The sequence below is a fragment of the Kribbella sp. NPDC056345 genome, from assembly GCF_042262745.1.
Taxonomy (GTDB): Bacteria; Actinomycetota; Actinomycetes; order Propionibacteriales; family Kribbellaceae; genus Kribbella.
On record NZ_JBHJQQ010000019.1, the window covers coordinates 88,988 to 105,878 of the forward strand.

General features: G+C 67.4%; 16 protein-coding genes. 7 read left to right on the forward strand and 9 right to left on the reverse strand.

What is annotated here, in order from left to right; all coding sequences use genetic code 11:
- Positions 1–38 precede the first annotated feature (38 nt).
- Entirely contained in the window at positions 39–887 is an 849-nt protein-coding gene (locus ACFCV3_RS39050) for a serine/threonine-protein kinase (protein WP_376039530.1), read from the forward strand.
- On the opposite strand, the gene ACFCV3_RS39055 is transcribed toward ACFCV3_RS39050, so the two are convergent.
- The 4 genes from ACFCV3_RS39055 to ACFCV3_RS39070 form a co-directional block, all read right to left on the reverse strand.
- Positions 884–1,519, reverse strand: a complete 636-nt coding sequence (locus ACFCV3_RS39055; protein WP_376039531.1) for a lysine transporter LysE — start codon at positions 1,517–1,519, stop codon at positions 884–886. The two genes, ACFCV3_RS39050 and ACFCV3_RS39055, sit on opposite strands and share 4 nt — an antisense overlap.
- Before the next feature lie 276 nt (positions 1,520–1,795).
- Positions 1,796–2,596, reverse strand: a complete 801-nt coding sequence (locus tag ACFCV3_RS39060; RefSeq protein WP_376039533.1) for a phytanoyl-CoA dioxygenase family protein — start codon at positions 2,594–2,596, stop codon at positions 1,796–1,798.
- Between the two features lie 237 nt (positions 2,597–2,833).
- A complete protein-coding gene (locus ACFCV3_RS39065; RefSeq protein ID WP_376039536.1) occupies positions 2,834–3,169 on the reverse strand; it encodes a hypothetical protein in 336 nt (111 codons plus the stop codon).
- A gap of 45 nt (positions 3,170–3,214) precedes the next feature.
- On the reverse strand, positions 3,215–3,367 hold the full coding sequence (locus ACFCV3_RS39070) for a hypothetical protein (RefSeq protein ID WP_376039538.1): 153 nt from the start codon (positions 3,365–3,367) through the stop codon (positions 3,215–3,217).
- Between the two features lie 205 nt (positions 3,368–3,572).
- On the opposite strand from ACFCV3_RS39070, the gene ACFCV3_RS39075 reads away from it, so the two are divergent.
- Positions 3,573–4,199: a DUF6308 family protein gene (locus ACFCV3_RS39075; protein WP_376039540.1), complete on the forward strand. Its 627-nt coding sequence runs from the start codon at positions 3,573–3,575 to the stop codon at positions 4,197–4,199.
- Positions 4,200–4,203: 4 nt separating this feature from the next.
- Here the strand turns inward: ACFCV3_RS39075 and ACFCV3_RS39080 are convergent, their stop codons facing one another.
- Positions 4,204–5,715 (reverse strand): LLM class flavin-dependent oxidoreductase, encoded by a 1,512-nt coding sequence (locus ACFCV3_RS39080; protein WP_376039542.1) that lies wholly within the window; start codon positions 5,713–5,715, stop codon positions 4,204–4,206.
- Between the two features lie 35 nt (positions 5,716–5,750).
- On the reverse strand, positions 5,751–8,786 hold the full coding sequence (locus tag ACFCV3_RS39085; protein WP_376039544.1) for a BTAD domain-containing putative transcriptional regulator: 3,036 nt from the start codon (positions 8,784–8,786) through the stop codon (positions 5,751–5,753).
- A 96-nt stretch (positions 8,787–8,882) separates the two neighbouring features.
- Here ACFCV3_RS39085 and ACFCV3_RS39090 point away from each other — a divergent pair, with 96 nt between their 5' ends.
- Together ACFCV3_RS39090 and ACFCV3_RS39095 are read left to right on the forward strand one after the other, a co-directional pair.
- Positions 8,883–9,446, forward strand: coding sequence for an NADPH-dependent FMN reductase (locus tag ACFCV3_RS39090; RefSeq protein ID WP_376039546.1), 564 nt, complete (start codon positions 8,883–8,885; stop codon positions 9,444–9,446).
- A gap of 14 nt (positions 9,447–9,460) precedes the next feature.
- Positions 9,461–9,997, forward strand: a complete 537-nt coding sequence (locus tag ACFCV3_RS39095) for a dihydrofolate reductase family protein (RefSeq protein ID WP_376039547.1) — start codon at positions 9,461–9,463, stop codon at positions 9,995–9,997.
- Positions 9,998–10,061: 64 nt separating this feature from the next.
- Here the strand turns inward: ACFCV3_RS39095 and ACFCV3_RS39100 are convergent, their stop codons facing one another.
- Positions 10,062–11,426, reverse strand: coding sequence for an FAD-binding oxidoreductase (locus ACFCV3_RS39100; RefSeq protein WP_376039550.1), 1,365 nt, complete (start codon positions 11,424–11,426; stop codon positions 10,062–10,064).
- A gap of 291 nt (positions 11,427–11,717) precedes the next feature.
- On the opposite strand from ACFCV3_RS39100, the gene ACFCV3_RS39105 reads away from it, so the two are divergent.
- Positions 11,718–12,782 (forward strand): alpha/beta hydrolase family protein, encoded by a 1,065-nt coding sequence (locus ACFCV3_RS39105; RefSeq protein WP_376039552.1) that lies wholly within the window; start codon positions 11,718–11,720, stop codon positions 12,780–12,782.
- A gap of 110 nt (positions 12,783–12,892) precedes the next feature.
- On the opposite strand, the gene ACFCV3_RS39110 is transcribed toward ACFCV3_RS39105, so the two are convergent.
- Entirely contained in the window at positions 12,893–13,579 is a 687-nt protein-coding gene (locus tag ACFCV3_RS39110; protein WP_376039555.1) for a hypothetical protein, read from the reverse strand.
- Positions 13,579–13,929 (reverse strand): hypothetical protein, encoded by a 351-nt coding sequence (locus ACFCV3_RS39115; RefSeq protein WP_376039557.1) that lies wholly within the window; start codon positions 13,927–13,929, stop codon positions 13,579–13,581. The genes ACFCV3_RS39110 and ACFCV3_RS39115 overlap by 1 nt, the downstream gene beginning before the upstream one ends.
- A gap of 152 nt (positions 13,930–14,081) precedes the next feature.
- On the opposite strand from ACFCV3_RS39115, the gene ACFCV3_RS39120 reads away from it, so the two are divergent.
- Both ACFCV3_RS39120 and ACFCV3_RS39125 read left to right on the forward strand, forming a co-directional pair.
- Entirely contained in the window at positions 14,082–16,067 is a 1,986-nt protein-coding gene (locus ACFCV3_RS39120) for a histidine kinase (protein ID WP_376039560.1), read from the forward strand.
- 169 nt (positions 16,068–16,236) lie between these two features.
- A complete protein-coding gene (locus tag ACFCV3_RS39125; RefSeq protein ID WP_376039562.1) occupies positions 16,237–16,884 on the forward strand; it encodes a response regulator in 648 nt (215 codons plus the stop codon).
- Positions 16,885–16,891 lie beyond the last annotated feature (7 nt).

Below are 16,891 nucleotides of genomic sequence, written 5' to 3' on the forward strand. Positions count from 1 at the left end.
GATTGGGTACTGGCTGGGCAAAGACCCGGGAGCAGCCCATGCGCATCGCGGACAGGTACGAGCTGGAGGCGGTCGTCGGGCGCGGTGGCATGGGTGAGGTCTGGCGCGCGCGGGACACCGTGCTGATGCGGCCGGTGGCGATCAAGCTCCTCGCGGACCACCAGGCAGGTGCGCGGTTACGGCGCGAGGCCCAAGCCGGTGCGGTGATCAACAATCCACATGTGGTCGACGTCCACGACTTCGGCTCGTACGACGATTCGCACTATCTGGTGATGGAGTTCGTCCACGGGACGACGGTCGCGGGCGAGCTGCGTCGCCACAGCCCACTCCCGCTACCGGCCGTCGTGCGGATCGTCGCGCAAACGGCCGACGGCCTGCTCGCCGCCCACCACGAAGGCGTCGTCCATCGAGACATCAAACCGGCCAATCTGCTGCTCGGCGACGACGGCACCGTCAAGATCGCCGACTTCGGCATCGCCCGCTTCCTCGACGACACGACCGACGACCGGGAGACCCACGACCATCTTCTCGGGACCAGCTTCTACGTCGCTCCCGAACGCGCCCGCGCGGATCCCGCCGGCCCGGCCGCCGACATCTACTCACTCGGCTGCGTCCTCTACCAGCTACTCACCGGCGCCCCGCCCTTCCTGGCCGACACCCCGACCGGAGTGCTCCGGTGCCACGTGAGCGGCGTACCGATCGTGCCCTCAGGAATGGACGCCGGGGTCAGCCGCCAACTGCTGCGCATGCTGGCCAAGGACCCCGCCGACCGCCCCGACGCCCAAGAGGTCATCGACTGGTGCGACCAAGCTCGATGGTCCGATCTGACCTTCGATTACAGGCCAAGGGCAACGGAGTTGGCCGAGATCACCCAGGCGATCGCCTAAACCACCAAGCGAACCGCCAGCACCACGATCACCACACTCGACGCGAGCGCAGTCACGAGTCGCCCAAGATTCCCAGTCAGCACGCGTCCCAGCAGCACGCCGCCACCGGCGAGCAGCAGTTGCCAGCTCGCCGACGCCAGAAACGCAGCCGCCACGAACACCGGGGCCGACCCGGTTCCCGAGCTGCCTAGTACCAACGCCGCGAAGTAGATCACCGTCATCGGACTGAGCAGCGTCATCCCGAGCATCCCGAAGTACGCCGTACTCCCGCGCACCGGCGCTTCCCGAGTCATCCCGGTCAACCTGCGCGCCCGATACCGCCGTACCCCAGTGACTACCCCCAGCACCGCCAGCCCGATCAGCACCCCCACGGAAACCCACCGCAACGGCACCACGACCGGAACCAGCACTGGCGCAAGCGCCGCCCCCGCGACCGCAGCCACCAGCGCGTAAATTCCGTCCGCCGAGGCGATCCCCAAGGCCGCACACACCGCAACACGCCCCGAGCTCCGCGCACTTAACCCCACGAGATAGGTCCCCACAGGCCCAACCGGCACAGCAATCCCGTACCCAGCCAGCACCCCGGCGACCACCACCTCCATCACGACCGGAAGCGGCAAGACCTCCGGCAACGACCACCCTGCTGCTGAACCCCAGCCGCCACATCAGCAACCAGTCTCGTCAGCAACACCCCAAAGGTCGTAGTCATACCCCCATCATCCGAACCACCCCACCCACCTCAACCCATTTACAAATGCAGCCAGCCCTTCGGCCTCTCCCACATGACCTGGACCAAGGGAAGCCCGGGCTGTCCTCCCCAAGAACGGCCCTATCTACTGCCGCCGGCTCTAACCACCCACGTCGGCGCAACCGAACTCACCCGCCGACTCGAACTGCCTGAGCTCTGGCTATCCGGAGATTGCAGCGAGGATGGCGGCTTCCACGGGGTGCGCGGCGGCTGGGTCTGTCAGGGTGAAGGGTTCCAAGAGCGCGACTCCTGGCTGGGTGATGATGCGTGGGCTGATACCGCGGTGCGGCCACGAGGCGGCGTGGACGAGGAACGGGTGGCACAGATAGACATCCCCGGCAGAGCCCGTGGCCTCGATAACCCGCCGGTCCGCGCTTGCCTCGACGATCGGCGGACCCGACTCGGCCATGGTGAGCCCGCCATCGCCTGCTGGAGCCAGGACCCGCGCGGCGTCCGCGTGCGAGCCGACCCGGATTCGGGTCGGAGCATCGTCGGGGCCCACATCGGTCAGGAGAAAGAGCGAAAGCAGACCGCGTTCACGGCTCCGGATATTCGCCCGCCAATCGGTGCCGTCCCAGTAGCTGGCCTCGATGTGCCAGCCTGCGTCCCCCGGATCAGCAGGATGCGGGAACCGAACGGGAATCGTGCCACCCATCCCGTGACGCTTCCACCATTTCCCCGGGCCGATCAACAGGTCGTAGGCCTCCCACAGGACGTCGGCCGTACCTGCCTCGGCAAACGGACCTCCGTTGCCGCCGTCCTCGGGACAGCCGATCCGCTCCACAGGTGTCTTCCAGGACCCAGCATCAGCTCTCCTGATGCCACGCCCTTCCAACTCCGCCCAGACAACATCCACACAGGCATCCGCCACCGAACGCGGCACAGCACCCCGAACAACGACGAAACCATCCCGCATGAACGACGCGACCTCGGCATCTGTCAGCATGCCGAGCAGCCTCATCGATCCCCCTCGCAGAGGCAACAGGTTTGCGGCTCCGCGGACAGGCCCTGGCCGCCGTCCGACACCATCGGCTCAGCCACCGCCCAGCACCATTCGCGCAGCGCCGGCACGATCGGCCATCGAACCCCAGTCGCCGGCCAGCGCGCCGTTCTCCAGGGCATCGTGTCGATATGCCCCGCCTCCTAGGCCGTCACGGTAGATCCCATTCGATGCCCGCCCACATCGGCAATACCACCGTCACTCCTCCGGCTCGAACTCGATAAGGTCCTCGACCGCCCGCCGCAACCAGTCGTAGAACGAAGGCAACGTCTCCATCAGCTCATACCCCGCACTGGCGAAATCGTGAATGAGCAAAACCTCCGGAGACCCCACGGTCCAACAAGCGACGTCGTCGTTGTCCTGACGCGCCGCAAGCGGAACCAGCACCCGCCCCGGATACCGCTTCGCCAATCCCCGGTACCGCTGGTACAGCCGCTCTCCGCTCATAACCTGCCAGGGCTCCAGATCAACCAGCCCCAACCCCACCACCCGCAGGAATGCCCTCGGATAGACAAAGCTGTCCGGCAGATCCACCCCCGCAAGCAGACCCTCTCCGTGGTTCGCCATTGACTCCCTACCTCAGCCGTCGATCGTCACGCGAGCCGACGCCGCACGGATCCTCATCGAACCCCAATCACCCGCCAGCGCATACACGCCGTCCTCCAGCATCATCGCGTCGACATGCCCGTAGTCCACTTCACCCCTGGCGAGCAGTCGCCGGGCTGTGCTCACGTTCGCCTCCGTTCGGTAGTTGGCCTGTTACGGAGAGTTTATGGCGATTCGGGGGATTCGGGACGGATGGTTACAGGTTGTGGATAACGGGAAGTGACCCAGGCGTGTGGGTGAGCGTGGGGTCGCCTACGATCTGCGGAAACGCGGTGAGGAATGATGGTCCGCCTGCTGGCGGGTCTGCCACCAAGAGTGTGAGGGTGTGGCCATGAACATCGGTACTCGGAAGATCGTCGTCGACGAGGCGATCGCCCAGCTTCGGATCTATGCCGAGAGCAACGGCGCCGTACTGCGCTACTACGACGGCCTGCCGGGGATGACGAATGTCGGTGGCAGCGACCCGAGCCGGGTGACGCTGGAGGACCTGGCGCGGACGATGGTGATCGGCTCCGACCTGCGGGCGCTGGACATCCCGTGGCTGCTCGAGGTGGATGCGGACAAGGAGTTCGCGGCGGTGCCGGTCGATGCGCGGCTGGAGGACGCCGCGCCGGGGAGTGAGCTGTTCGAGGCTGCGATGGCGCTCGACGAGAAGTTCTCCGGGCACCGGGGCTTCGGGCAGGCCAAGAAGTCGAAGCTGCTGCACCTGAAGCGGCCGTTTCTCTTCCCTGTCAGCGACAGCTTCATCCGGATGACCTACACGAACGCATCCGCCGGTGCGGAGCTGCTGGGCGCTATGCACGCCGATCTGGTGAATCCGGCGAACGTGCGCGACTTCAAACTCCTGCAGGTCCGTCTGAACGCCGAGCCGCCCACGTCGGCGGCCCGGCTGCTCGGTGAGGCTCCCGTACTGCGTCTGCTCGACATCCTCGCTTCAGTGCTGGGCGAGGCGAAGTAGTCCGCTACATCACGCCGAGCCGGGCCAGCGGCTCGACCAGCTCGCGCTCTTCGTAGGACAGGTGCGACAGCAGCGTGTCGTCCAGCAGGTCGACCGCTGCGCGCAGTCCGTCGATGTCGCCGGAGCCATCCACCAGTGCGACCAGAGCCTTGTCCACGCCCTCTAGGACGTCGTGGATGATCAGGTGCTCCTCCTGCAGCCGGTCCACGACTGGGACCAGCGCCGGGTCGGCCCGACGTAGCTGCGGGAACAGCGACGCGTCCTCGAGCGAGTGGTGTGTAGTGACGAGCCGGCAGTAGGACTCGCAGTACGTGCCGAGCGTCCAGTTGTTCTGCCGCATGGTCATCGTGTTGATGTGTGAGCGCGCCTGGCCGATGCCGAGCGAACCAGCCGCCACCTGCTCAACCAGATCGTGAATCTGCTCAAGCTCCGCGCGCAGATGATCGTGTACGTCGATCAGGTGCTGCCCCGACGACAGCTGGTACGGCGTGTACGCCCGCTCGGGATCAAGCGCCGGCCCCGTGGGTCGCTCCGACTCGTCGAGTACTTGTACGGCGCTTCGTCGTACAGCAGGCGGCGGAGTCGGTACGACGGCGAACCCGCCGGACTGCGGAACCACCTCCGCCGGAACCACAGCCCCGGTCCGGGCGGCCTCCACGGCCTCTCGGACTCCGACCGCCACCTCAGCGAAGCGGCGAATGTCGGTCGGGTCGTCAGAAGCCAGGATGTAGGTGCTCATGCCCTCGCCGAGGGTCAGCTCGGTGAGCTGCTCGATCCACAGCTCCTCCGGTCCCTCCAGGAACCCACCACTGCCCGAGAACCGCCCCGACACGTTGTACAACCGCCGCACCGATGCTGGATCACGTCCTGCGTCGACAGCCGCCTCGTCGATCAGCTTGTTCATCGCAGCGAGCTGGTCGGGTCCGGCGTACCCACTGCTGGGCAGCCAGCCATCCGCAAGGCGGCCGGTGACGGCCAGCATGCGCGGCTTGTAGGCACCCAGCCAGATCTGTACGTCGTGGGCCGGCTGCGGACCGCGCTTTGCGCCGGAAACGGTGTAGTGCTTGCCGGGAAGCCTGATGCCGCCACCAGTCGGCGTCCAGACCTCCCGGATGATCGCGATGGCCTCTTCGAGCGCACTGATGCTCTGACCGGTTGTGAGGCGTGGTCCGGCGTTGGCCGCAACAGCCTCCAGGAATCCACCCGCTCCGAGGCCCAGCTCGACACGTCCGCCGCTGATCTGGTCAAGGGTGGCCACACTGCGTGCCAGCACGACCGGATGCCGCAGGGGCAGGTTGGCGACGTTCGTCGCGACTTTGACGCGCTGGGTCTGCGCTGCGACGACAGACAGCAGCGTCCAGGCGTCCATCAGGCGTGGCTGGTACGGGTGGTCCTGGAAGGTCACCAGGTCCAGCCCGACCTGCTCGGTCAGTTGTGCCAGCGCGATCACGCGCGCCGGATCGTCGATCGCCGGGGTCAGGAAGGTTCCGAAGACCAGATCGTGGCCGTAGTCCATGGCTCAAAAGTACTCAGTACAGCAAATAATCTCAACTACAGAACATCCTGGAGCAGATCGAACGCCTCCTGTGGGGTCAGCAGACCGCCCTGCACGTACGCCCGCTCGTAGGCGTCCGGGCCGAGCGCGCCGCGCACCGCCTCGACAGCGCGCGCCAGATCGTCCACCTCGGTCGCAGCGCTCAAATGCTGTTCGCGCGCCCGAGTCGCGGCTGCTGCGCCGAGGAGCTGGGCCGCGAGGCTCTTGTCCGGCAGGCAGGAGGCCATGCCCTCCAGCGCCCAGCACAGGCTGCGGACGGCGTCGTACCCGGCCGCTACCTCGAACGCCTCGGCGTGGAGCTTCAGCGCCGCAGCCAGGTCCCCCTTGAGCTCGAGCACGAAGCCGAGCTCGTCCAGCACCATGGACAGGTAGAGCACCGCCTCGCTCTGCGACCGCGCCGCGTCCAGCAGCAACCGCAGCCGGCGCTCAGCGTCGTCCAGATCGCCTGTACGTCGGGCGGCGAACGCCAGCACGATCTCTGCCAGCGCTTGGAGCGCCCGCTGGCCCTGCTCAGTCGCCAGTCGGAGCGCACGCTCACCATGTGCTCGCGCGGCCGAGTACTCGCCCTGTCTGACGGCAGTCCAGCCCAACATCCCCAGCGCACCGGCCACCTCAGGCCAAAGCTCCAGCTCCTCCGCGATCTGCGCGCACTCACCATGTAGCCGCGCAGCCTCGTCAAAATCGCCAGCCAGCTCAGCGGCCGCACCAAGCCAACTCGTCGCCTGCAGCATGCCCCAACGGTCGCCTAGCGACTGGAACAGCCGGAGGCCCTTCTCTGCGTCCGCGCGCAACGCATGCACGTCGGAGCGGACGTGCGCGTGCTTCGCACGCTCCACCAGCACTGCAGCGATACCCCAGGTGTCTCCGTCCGCCTCAAACGTCTTCAGCGACCGATCCAAGAGCACCTGGCCGGTCTGGAGCTCGCCGACATCACTACTCGTGAACGCGATCCACCACTGCCCGCGGGCGTCTGCAGTCGGCAGCCATCGCTCGCGCTCGGCAGCGGCCCCACTATCCGCCTGCATGTACAGGAAGCCTGTGCGCCAGGCACCTGCGCGTTCCGAATCAGGCAGGGCGTTCAAAGACCGCACTGCCTCTGCCAGGCGCCCGCGCAGGAACCAGTACCACGCCATTGCATCGACTAGCCGTTCAGCCAGACCGGACTGCCCAGTTGCTATCGCACGATCGAACGCCGTCCGCAGATTGGACGCGTCCTCGTCCAGAGCACGCAGCCAGTGGGCCTGGCCTTCACCGAACAGCTGGGCGGACTCGGCGAGCCGCACGTAGTACTCCAGGTGTCGCTGCCGCACAGACTCCAACTCGTCGGCAGCAATGAGCTTGTCCGTGCAGTACGCCGCCACCGACTCCAGCAACCGGTACCGCGGGCCGTCCGCACCGTGCACCGGAACAACAAGCGACCTGTCGACAAGTCGAACCAGCACCTCCAGCACGTCGTCATCACACACGGCTGACGCGGCCTCCGCCGTACAGCCATCCGCATGTACGGCGAGCCGTCGCAGCACGACCTGCTCGTCGGAGCTGAGCAGCTCCCAGCTCCAGTCGATCATCGCGAGCAGGGTCTGCTGTCGTGGCGCAGCACCGCGGTGCCCGGTCGCCAGTAGGCGGAAGCGGTCATCTAGGCGAGCTACCAGCCCACGGACGCCCAGTGCACGCACTCGGGTCGCCGCGAGTTCCAGCGCGAACGGAATGCCGTCCAGTCGCCGGCACAGCACTGCAACGTCCGCAGCGTTGTCAGCGGTCAGTGCGAAGTCACGAGCCGCAGCAGACGCACGAGCGACGAACAGCTGTACGGCGCTGCAATCCGCCACTGCACCTGGATCTGACGCGGCGGCGGGCACGTCTAGTGGCGGTACCGCCCACACCACCTCACCGGCCAAGTTGAGTGGCTCCCGGCTCGTAGCCAGCATTCTTAGACCCGGTGCGGCCGCCAGCAGGTCGTCCGCCAGGTCGGCGACCTCAGCAATCACCTGCTCGCAGTTGTCGAGCACCAGCAGCCGTGAGCCCAGCACTGATGCCAGGCGCTCGACGGTCGCTGCAGCTGATCCAGCGCTGTCGCGCAGGTCCAGGGCAGCGTGCAATGCGTCAGTCAGCGAGTCACGCACCGAGATCGCGTCCGGCGTCACTGCGGCCAGTTCGACAAGGACCACGCCGTCCGCGAACCGGTCAGCCACTGAGGCTGCGGTCGCCAACGCCAGCCGTGTCTTCCCGACTCCACCCGGTCCGGTCAGCGTGACGAGCCGGGACGTGCTCAGACTGCTGCTGATCGCATCCAGCGCATCTGAGCGGCCGATCAGCTCCGACAGCTGGGCCGGCAGATTGCTGCGAGCCTGTGGCAACGCCTGGGCCAGAATCGACTGCTGCAGCGCTACCAGCGGCGGACTCGGGTCCAGACCGAGCTCATCGAGCAGGAGCTGCCGTAATTCCTCGAAACTCTCCAGCGCCTCGCTCTGCCGACCAGCGCGGTACAGAGCACGCATGTGCGCCGCCCGGAGGCCCTCGCGCAGCGGGTGCTCAGCGACCAGCGTTGTCAGCTCACTGACCGGCACGTCTGCCCGCTCCAGCACAGTCAGCCGCTGCTCGGTCAGCCGAGCCACTGCCGTCTCGACGAAGGCCTCGTCCGCAAAGTCCGCGTACGCCGGTCCCCGCCACAGCGCGAGCGCCTCGCTCAGCGCCCCGGCCTCCACCCGGTCCGCAAACGCCAGTGCGTCGTACGACGACTTGTCGACCGCAATGGAGTAGCCGGCCGGCCCCGACTGGACCAGGGCGCGACTACCCGGCTCGGCATCCTCGAAAGCACGGCGCAGCTGAGAGACCTTGGCGGACAGGGTCCCTGCAGGATTGCCGGGCAGCTGCGAGTCCCAAAGGTCATCGATCAGGCGGTCCGCGGGGACCGGACGGCCCTCATGTACGAGCAGGTCGGCCAGGAGCGCACGAACCTTCAGGCCTTGGATGACCACGGGCTCCCCCGCGTCAGTCCAGGCCGTCACCGGTCCCAGCACCCCGAAACGCATGGCCGCACCCTATCTTTCCGGTGGTCACCGCTCCGACCGGAAAGAAACCGTAAACGCCTTCCGGCAGAGTTTGGGTCAACAGGAAGGAGGCAGGAAATGCGACTGGCAGTCATCATCGGCAGCACTCGCCACGGGCGCTTCGGACCGACCCTCGCGCACTGGCTGGCGGAACAGGCAGCGAAGCAGTTCACGGTCGACCTGATCGACCTCGCAGCCGCCGACCTGCCGACCACACTGCTGGATACTGACGACCCGACGCCCGCGGAGGTCGCCGTACTGGCTCCGAGGCTCGCAGCGGCAGAAGCGTTCGCAGTGGTCACTCCGGAGCTCAACAGCGGCTATCCGGCTCCTCTGAAGACCGCACTGGACTGGTACTACGAGGAGTGGCACGCCAAGCCGGTCGCGATCGTCAGCTACGGCCGGGAGAGCGGGGGCCTGCTGGCCACCGCCCAACTGCGGCAGGTGTTCACCGAGCTGCAGGCCGTCACCATCCGCAACACAGTCACACTGCCCTGCTACTGGGAGCAGTTCACCGCCGACGGGGACTGGCCACGTCCGTCGGCGGGCTACGAAGCCCAGGCCAAACTCATGCTCGACCAGCTCGTCTGGTGGGCCCAAGCACTCCGGGACGCCCGCACCAAGCGTCCCTACCAACCGTAGAGAGAGGCACCATCATGCGTAAGCTCATCGAGTCCACCTTCGTCACCCTGAACGGCGTCATCAGCGACCCGCAGGACTACTCCGGCCCCTACTGGGACGAGGACCACTTCGGCTACTCCGGCGCCCTGCTGGCCGAGACCGAGGCGCTGCTGCTCGGCCGGCGCACCTACGAGGGGTTCGCCGAGGCCTGGTCGTCACGCAGTGGAGAGATGGCGGACACCTTCAACAACATCCCGAAGTACGTCGCCAGCCGCACCCTCACCGAGACGACCTGGAACGCCACCCTGCTGCAGGGTGACACCGTCGAGGCGATCCGCGAGCTCAAGCAGCAGGACGGCGGGAACCTGCTCAAGTTCGGTACCGGATCGCTGTCCAAGACGCTGCTGGACAACAAGCTGGTCGACGAGTACCACTTCTGGGTCTTCCCTGTGCTGGCCGACGGCGAAACGATGTTCCAGGGACAGGGCCTGGACATCCACCACCTCGAACTGCTCGACACGACGACCTTCAAGTCCGGCATCGTCGTTCACAAGCTCGCCCCGAAAGCCTGACATCACCTGCGCGGCCCGGTACGTCGTACCGGGCCGCAGTGCTGTGTCTCCTGAGTCGCTGTGTCTAGGGAACGATGTTCTGGTTGAGGTGGAAGAGATTGCCCGGGTCGTACTTGCGCTTCACCTCGACCAGGCGGTCGTAGTTCCCCTTGTAGTTGTCGCGGATCCGCTCCTGGTCGTCGCCGGCCATGAAGTTGACGTAGCCACCGGCTTCGGAGTGCTGCGCGATGTCGTCGTAGTACGACCGCACCCATTCGGTACCGGCCGCGTTCTGCGCCGGGTCCGGCCACATGCCCGCGATCACCGTGGCGAACTTGGCGTCGCGATAGGCGAACGCCGTGGCATCCGCGGTCACCCGATGACACGCACCATCGATCGGGTAGATGTGCACGGTCGAGTTGACCGCCGGCAGGCCGGCCGCATGCCGCAGGTGAGCCTGGATCGCCTCGTCGGTGAGCTCGGTGGCGAAGTTCGCCTTCCAGTAGTGCTGCAGTCCGGCCGGGACCAGCCCGTCGAACGCACTGTTCAGCGCCGGGTACGGCATCGGCCCGACGTGCTCGGCCACCACCGGCGCGAACTCCCGGAACCCCGAGATCGCGCTCTCTCCAGCGTCAGGATCTCCCGCCCAGCAGGCCACGATCAGCGTGAACGGATCTCCGTGCCGGTTCTCGGGAATGAACGGCAGCGGCGGCGCGAGCTGGAATGCCGGGAATCCGCCCAGCTCTTCCGGCGCATCAGCGATCAGATCCCGGAATCCGGCCAGTACGGCGGCCGCGTCCGCCATCTCGAACAGCATCGGGCCGCCGTACACGGTGGAGACCGGAGCCAGCCGGAACTCCAGTGCGGTGACCACACCGAAGTTGCCGCCGCCACCACGCAGGGCCCAGAAGAGATCCTCGTTCTCCTTCTCGCTCGCGATCAGGAACTGCCCGTCCGCGGTGACCACGTCAGCCGAGATCAGGTTGTCGCAGGACAGGCCCAGACCGCGGGCCAGGTACCCGATGCCGCCGCCGAGCGTGAGGCCGCCGACGCCCGTGGTCGAGATGATCCCGCCGGTCGTCGCCAGCCCGAATGCGTGTGTGGCCGCGTTGAAATCACCCCAGGTCGCTCCGCCACCGGCTCGTGCGGTCCGGCTGATCGGGTTCACCCGGACGTTCCGCAGGCCGCTGAGGTCGATCACCACTCCGCCGTCGACGGTGCCGAAGCCCGGCACGCTGTGCGACCCACCACGCACCGCCAGCTCCAGCTCGTTCGTCCGCGCGTAGTCGACCGCGGCCATCACGTCCCCGGCGTTCTCGCAGCGCACGACGACCTGCGGCCGTTTGTCGTGCATCGCGTTGTAGACGCGGCGTGCGTCGTCGTACCCGTCGTCGCCGGCGGTGAAGATCTGCCCGCGAACGCGCTCTCTCATGTTCTCGATGGTGCTCATGTGTGCTCCCCGCCCGGTCGCTGATCACGACGCGGCCCGCGTCCACGACGCGGCACCGCAGAGACCGGTCGTTGCCGGGAGCAACGCGAACCCTGAGCATCCCCACCCCGGCAGCGCGGCCGGCCTTCCCCCAGACCTCGCCCGCTTCCCCTCGACCCTCCTCCCGCTCACCCCGTTCGTCAATGCCACGGCCCCGCACCGAGTCGCCACAGCGCCGGCCGAGCAACCGCTCTCCCGCATCGTTGCGAGCGCTTTCGACCGGTTTTCGATGCCGGACGGCAGACTGGGCGCATGGAGCGACGGACGGCGTTGACGACACTCGGTGCGCTCGTGATGGCAGCCGCTGTCGGATGCAGCAGCAAAGACGCGGCAACCCCTCCGACCACCCCGGGCAGCACCGGGAATGCGCCGTCCGCCGGGCCATCGACCCCGCCCGCCAGTACGACGCCGAGTCCTGCCCCGAGTCCAACACCGCCGCCGAGAACGCCAGAGAGCGCTCACCCGGTGTCCCTCCCGGCACTGATGGCGAAGAAGTACGACGGCCGCGACCTGCGCCTCGGCCGTGTCCTGGCCCGGAACGCGGCCTACACCCGGTACCACGTGACGTATGCGAGCGGCGCTCTCACGATCTCCGGGATCCTCAATGTCCCGAGCACCCCGGGCCCGCATCCCGCGCTCGTCCTGAACCACGGTTTCATCGACCCCGCCGTCTACACCAACGGCCGCGGCCTCGCCCGCGAGCAGGACTACCTCGCCCGCCGCGGATACGTCGTACTGCACACCGATTACCGCAATCACGCGCAGTCGTCCGACGATCCGCGTTCCGAACTCAACCTGCGGCTCGGCTACACCGAGGACGTGATCAACGCCGTTCTCGCGCTACAGACCTCGGAGTACGTCGATCCCGACCGGATCGGAATGCTCGGCCGGTCGATGGGTGGCGGGATCACGTACAACACGCTCGTCACCCAGCCCGGCCTGGTGAAGGCCGCGGTCGTGTTCGCATCGGTCAGCACCAACACCGTCGACAACTTCAACCGCTGGACGCGCCCGAACCGCGCGGTCGCCGCCACGATCCTGCGCGCGTACGGAGAGCCCGCCCAGAACCCGGCGTTCTGGAGAAACGTTTCTCCGGCGACGTTCTTCGACCGGATCACCGAACCGGTGCTGATCCATCACGGCGAGTCGGATTCGACCTGCCCGATCGTCTGGTCCCGGAGAGCGCTCTCTGAGCTCACCGCCGCCGGCAAGAAGGCAACGCTGCACACGTACCCCGGCGAGGAACACGCGTTCGGCCCGGCCTGGCCGACCTCAATGAGCCGAACCGTTGCCTTCCTCAAGCAACAGGGGCTCTGACTGCATTTCGCCCCAAGCTCGCCCGGCGCCTGCATCTCGGTCATCTGCTATCCCCCTTCAGCAGCTCGAGACCGGCGCCGGGCGAGCCGGCCAGTGGGTACATCCGTTCTCTAGGGCAACGGTTCCCAGTCGTGGTTGCGCAGTCGCAGGATCGCCCACCCCACCGCGGCGAACCCGGCTGCTTGCAGGCCCCAAGCGGCCAGATCCAGCGTGTGACTGACCACGACAACTGCCGCGACGATGTGGAGCGGCTGTGAGATCGCGGTCGCGATCGCCGCCCAGCGCGGCACCATCCGGGAACGCCAGAGCGCGATCCCCAGCAGGATCGTGCCCAGTACATGGCCCACCACGAACACGACCGCGGCGAGACTGACCGACCCATGCGGCATTTCGGCGGCCGTCGTGATCGAGGCTGCGTCCAACCCGGCCTGTCCGGCCGACCAGATGAAGGCGTCACCGGACGCCATCCACGGCAGCACCAGATAGCCCGGTACGACGAGGATCAGGGAGATCGCGGTCAGCCAGGGCACCCGGGTCCGGATCAGCCGGCTGACGAAGTAGGCGCCGGGTACCAGGGTGAGCATTGCAATGAAGCCCAGCCAAAGCATCAGCGAGGTGCCGCCGGGATCGCCCATCAGCTTGCTGGTGATCGTCGCCGGATCATCGACCGTGTCGTACGGCAGGAAGTACCGCAGCAACGCGACCGCGGCCGGACCGATCGGCAGGATGAGCGCCGCGAACCACCGGGACGCCGTACGGATGTCCGCCCGCGGCGCTGTTGCGACCGTCTGGCTCATCACACACGCGCCGGGGTGCGTGCGGGCATCAGGACCGCGATGACTCCGAAGATCGTCGCAGCGACTCCGACGCCGGCCGCTGCGACTCCGGCTGCCGGTACGCCGGCCACGAAGAACGCCGGGACCGCGAGCAGAGCCGATGCCAGCCGCAACGCGATCAGCGGCGCCAGCACCCAGCGCTTTCCCCGCCAGCCCAATGCGATCAGTACGAGGCTGATCAGGCCGACCACGGCGGTACCGATCGCGACCGCCATCGGCGGGTGCTCGCCGTCGCTCAGTAGCGGCGTGGACAGGTCTGCCACCGAGACCAGGCCGAGGATCACGAGGCCCGCTTTGTAGATTCCAGACATTTCAGAACTCCTTCCAGTTCGTCTGGAACCACCGTCGCGAGTTCCGCCGGAGAGCACCTGAGAGCGCGATCCCCCATTCTCGGGCAGTTCCCCAGCCCGTCCGGGATCGTGATCCCGAGACGCCGGGACACTCTCAGGGGCACACTGCCGGTATGAGAGATCGCGTGAGTCCGGAGAGAGCGCGTTCTCGGCGTGGTCTGGCCGGCGGTCTGGGTGCGCTGGTCGTTCTCGAGGTCGCTCTCGGACTGGTGTTCTCGGCGAGGGCCGGCTGGGGCTGGCAGGAGATGCTCGACGGGTTCGTCGTGACGAACGGCCTGATGGGAGTCACGTTCGGTCTCTGCGGCGCGGTGATCGCGTGGCACCGCCCGAGCAATCCGATCGGCTGGCTGTTCATTGCCGACGGCATCGGTCATGCGACCACCGCCCTCGGCGGCCCACTGACGCTGGTGCTGGCCGACGCCGGTGCTCCGAGGTCCGCTCAGCGCCTGGTCGTCACCATCACGCTCCTGGCCTGGCCGTGGTCGATCGGACTGTTCCTGCCGCTCGCTCTGCTCCTGTTCCCGAATGGGAGAGCGCTCTCTCCACGCTGGCGCTGGGTCTCGCTCGGCGTCATCGTGACCGCGCCGCTGTTCGTGATCGAGATGGGCGCCAGCGGCGAACCGATCTCCAACGGTCTCCCGAACGGGTTTCTGGCGATCCCCTCGTACGCCGACCTGCAGCCGCTGTGGACCGCCACCGAGATCCGCAACCTGATCGCGCTCCTGCTGGCTATCGGCTGTCTGGTGATCCGTTTCCGCCGCGCCGACGAGGTCGGCCGCCGCCAGCTCCTCTGGTTGCTTTTAGCCTCAGTGATTGCACTGCTCTTCATCACGCCCTGGGGCCTGATCGCCGGTACGCCGATCTTGGTGCTGCTCGCGATCCCGCTGATCCCGATCTCCGTCGCGGTCGCGATCGTCCGGCACCAGCTGCTCGACATCCGTCTGGTCGTGTCCCGAGCGCTGACCTGGGGACTCCTGACGCTCGTGGCCATCGGTTCTTATGCGGGTCTCGCGGCCATCCTCGGTTCACTGATCCCGTCGCGGGTCGGCCGTTCAGCAGCGATCACCGTTCTCGTGGCGCTGATCATCGCCCCGATCCTGCCGCGTCTCCAGCAACTCGTCGATCGCGCTCTCTACGGAGATCGCCGTGATCCCGCCCGGATCGCATCCCGGGTCGGCGAACAGCTGTCCGCGGGACTCCCCGGCGTCGTCGCCGCGATCCGTTCCGGCCTCCGCTTCCCGTACACCGCGCTCACGGTCGACGGCACCGTCATCGCCGCCGACGGCACCGAGCCGCAGATCGTCGTACCGCTGGATCTCGAGTACGGCGGTACGACGGTTGCCCAGCTGACGATCGGACTTCGCTCCGGCGAGAACGCGTTGTCGAGCGCTGATCGCGATGTGCTTGCACTGCTCGCGGTACCGCTGGCCGTCGCAGTCCACGCGACCCGGCTCTCTAGCGAACTGCAGTCGTCCCGCGAGAAGCTGGTCGCGACGCGCGAGGAAGAGCGACGCAGGATCCGCCGAGACCTGCACGACGGACTCGGCCCCACCCTCACCGGAGTAGCGTTCACCGCCGACGCTGCCGCGAACCTCATCGACACCGATACCGGTAAGGCTCGTGATCTGCTCACGACCTTGCGGACCGATACGCGCACGGCGATCGCCGACGTCCGGCGTCTTGTCGATGACCTCCGTCCGCCTGCGTTGGACGAGCTGGGGCTGGTGGGCGCGCTGCAGCAGAGAGCGGATCAGCTCGCGTTCCGGGCCGACGGCGCGTCGATCCAGGTCGAGGTCGCGGCGGAAGGGTTGCCCGCACTGCCCGCGGCGCTGGAAGTCGCGGCGTACCGGATCGCCACCGAAGCGCTCACCAACGTGGTCCGGCACTCGCGCGCGACTTCCGCCGTACTAGCGTTGCGCTGTGGCGACGATCTGGAGGTCGAGGTGACCGACGACGGCCCACCCAACGGCACGTGGCGCCCCGGCGTCGGCCTGCACGCCATGCGCGAGCGAGCCGCCGAACTGGGCGGCGCCTTCGAAGCTGGCCCAACCCCCACCGGCGGCCGCGTCCACGCCCGCTTCCCCCTGGACACCCCATGACCACCACCGCGTCTCCAGAGAGCGCGTTCTCGGGACTAACGATCTCCGCCGCGTCTCCAGAGAGCGCGTTCTCGGGACTCACGATCATCGCCGCGTCTCCAGAGAGCGCGTTCTCGCGATCCACGATCGTCGCCGCGTCCGCAGAGAACGCGTTCTTGGGAGCTGCGCTGTGATTCGGGTTGTGTTGGCTGATGACCATCCGGTGGTTCGGGCCGGGTTGGCGGCGTTGCTGACGTCGCTGCCCGGGATCGAGGTGGTCGGGGTCGCGGCGACCGGGCGAGAGGCGGTTCGCGAGGTGATCACGAACCGACCGGACGTCGCCGTACTCGATCTGCAGATGCCTGATCTCGACGGGTTCGCGGCCACCCGTGAGCTGGCACGGTCGGCGCCCGAGGTCGCCGTACTGGTGTTGACGATGTTCGAGGACGACGACTCGGTGTTCGCGGCCATGCGCGCCGGAGCACGCGGCTACCTCGTGAAAGGCGCGGAGCAGGACGAGATCGCCCGCGCGATCCGCGCGGTCGCCGCCGGAGAGGCGATCTTCGGACCCGGCGTCGCGCGCCGCGTTCTCGGGTTCTTCGCCGCTCCTGCCCCAGCGGCCGAACCGTTTCCCGAGCTCACGAGCCGAGAACGCGAGATCCTCGATCTCCTGGCGGCCGGTCTCTCCAACCCCGCGATCGCCGACCGCCTGCACCTCGCCTCCAAGACTGTCGCGAACAACGTCTCCGCGATCTTCACCAAACTCGGCATCGCCGACCGCGCCACCGCGATCATCCAGGCTCGCAACGCCGGCCTGGGTACCGAGGACCGCCGGTAGGCGTCAC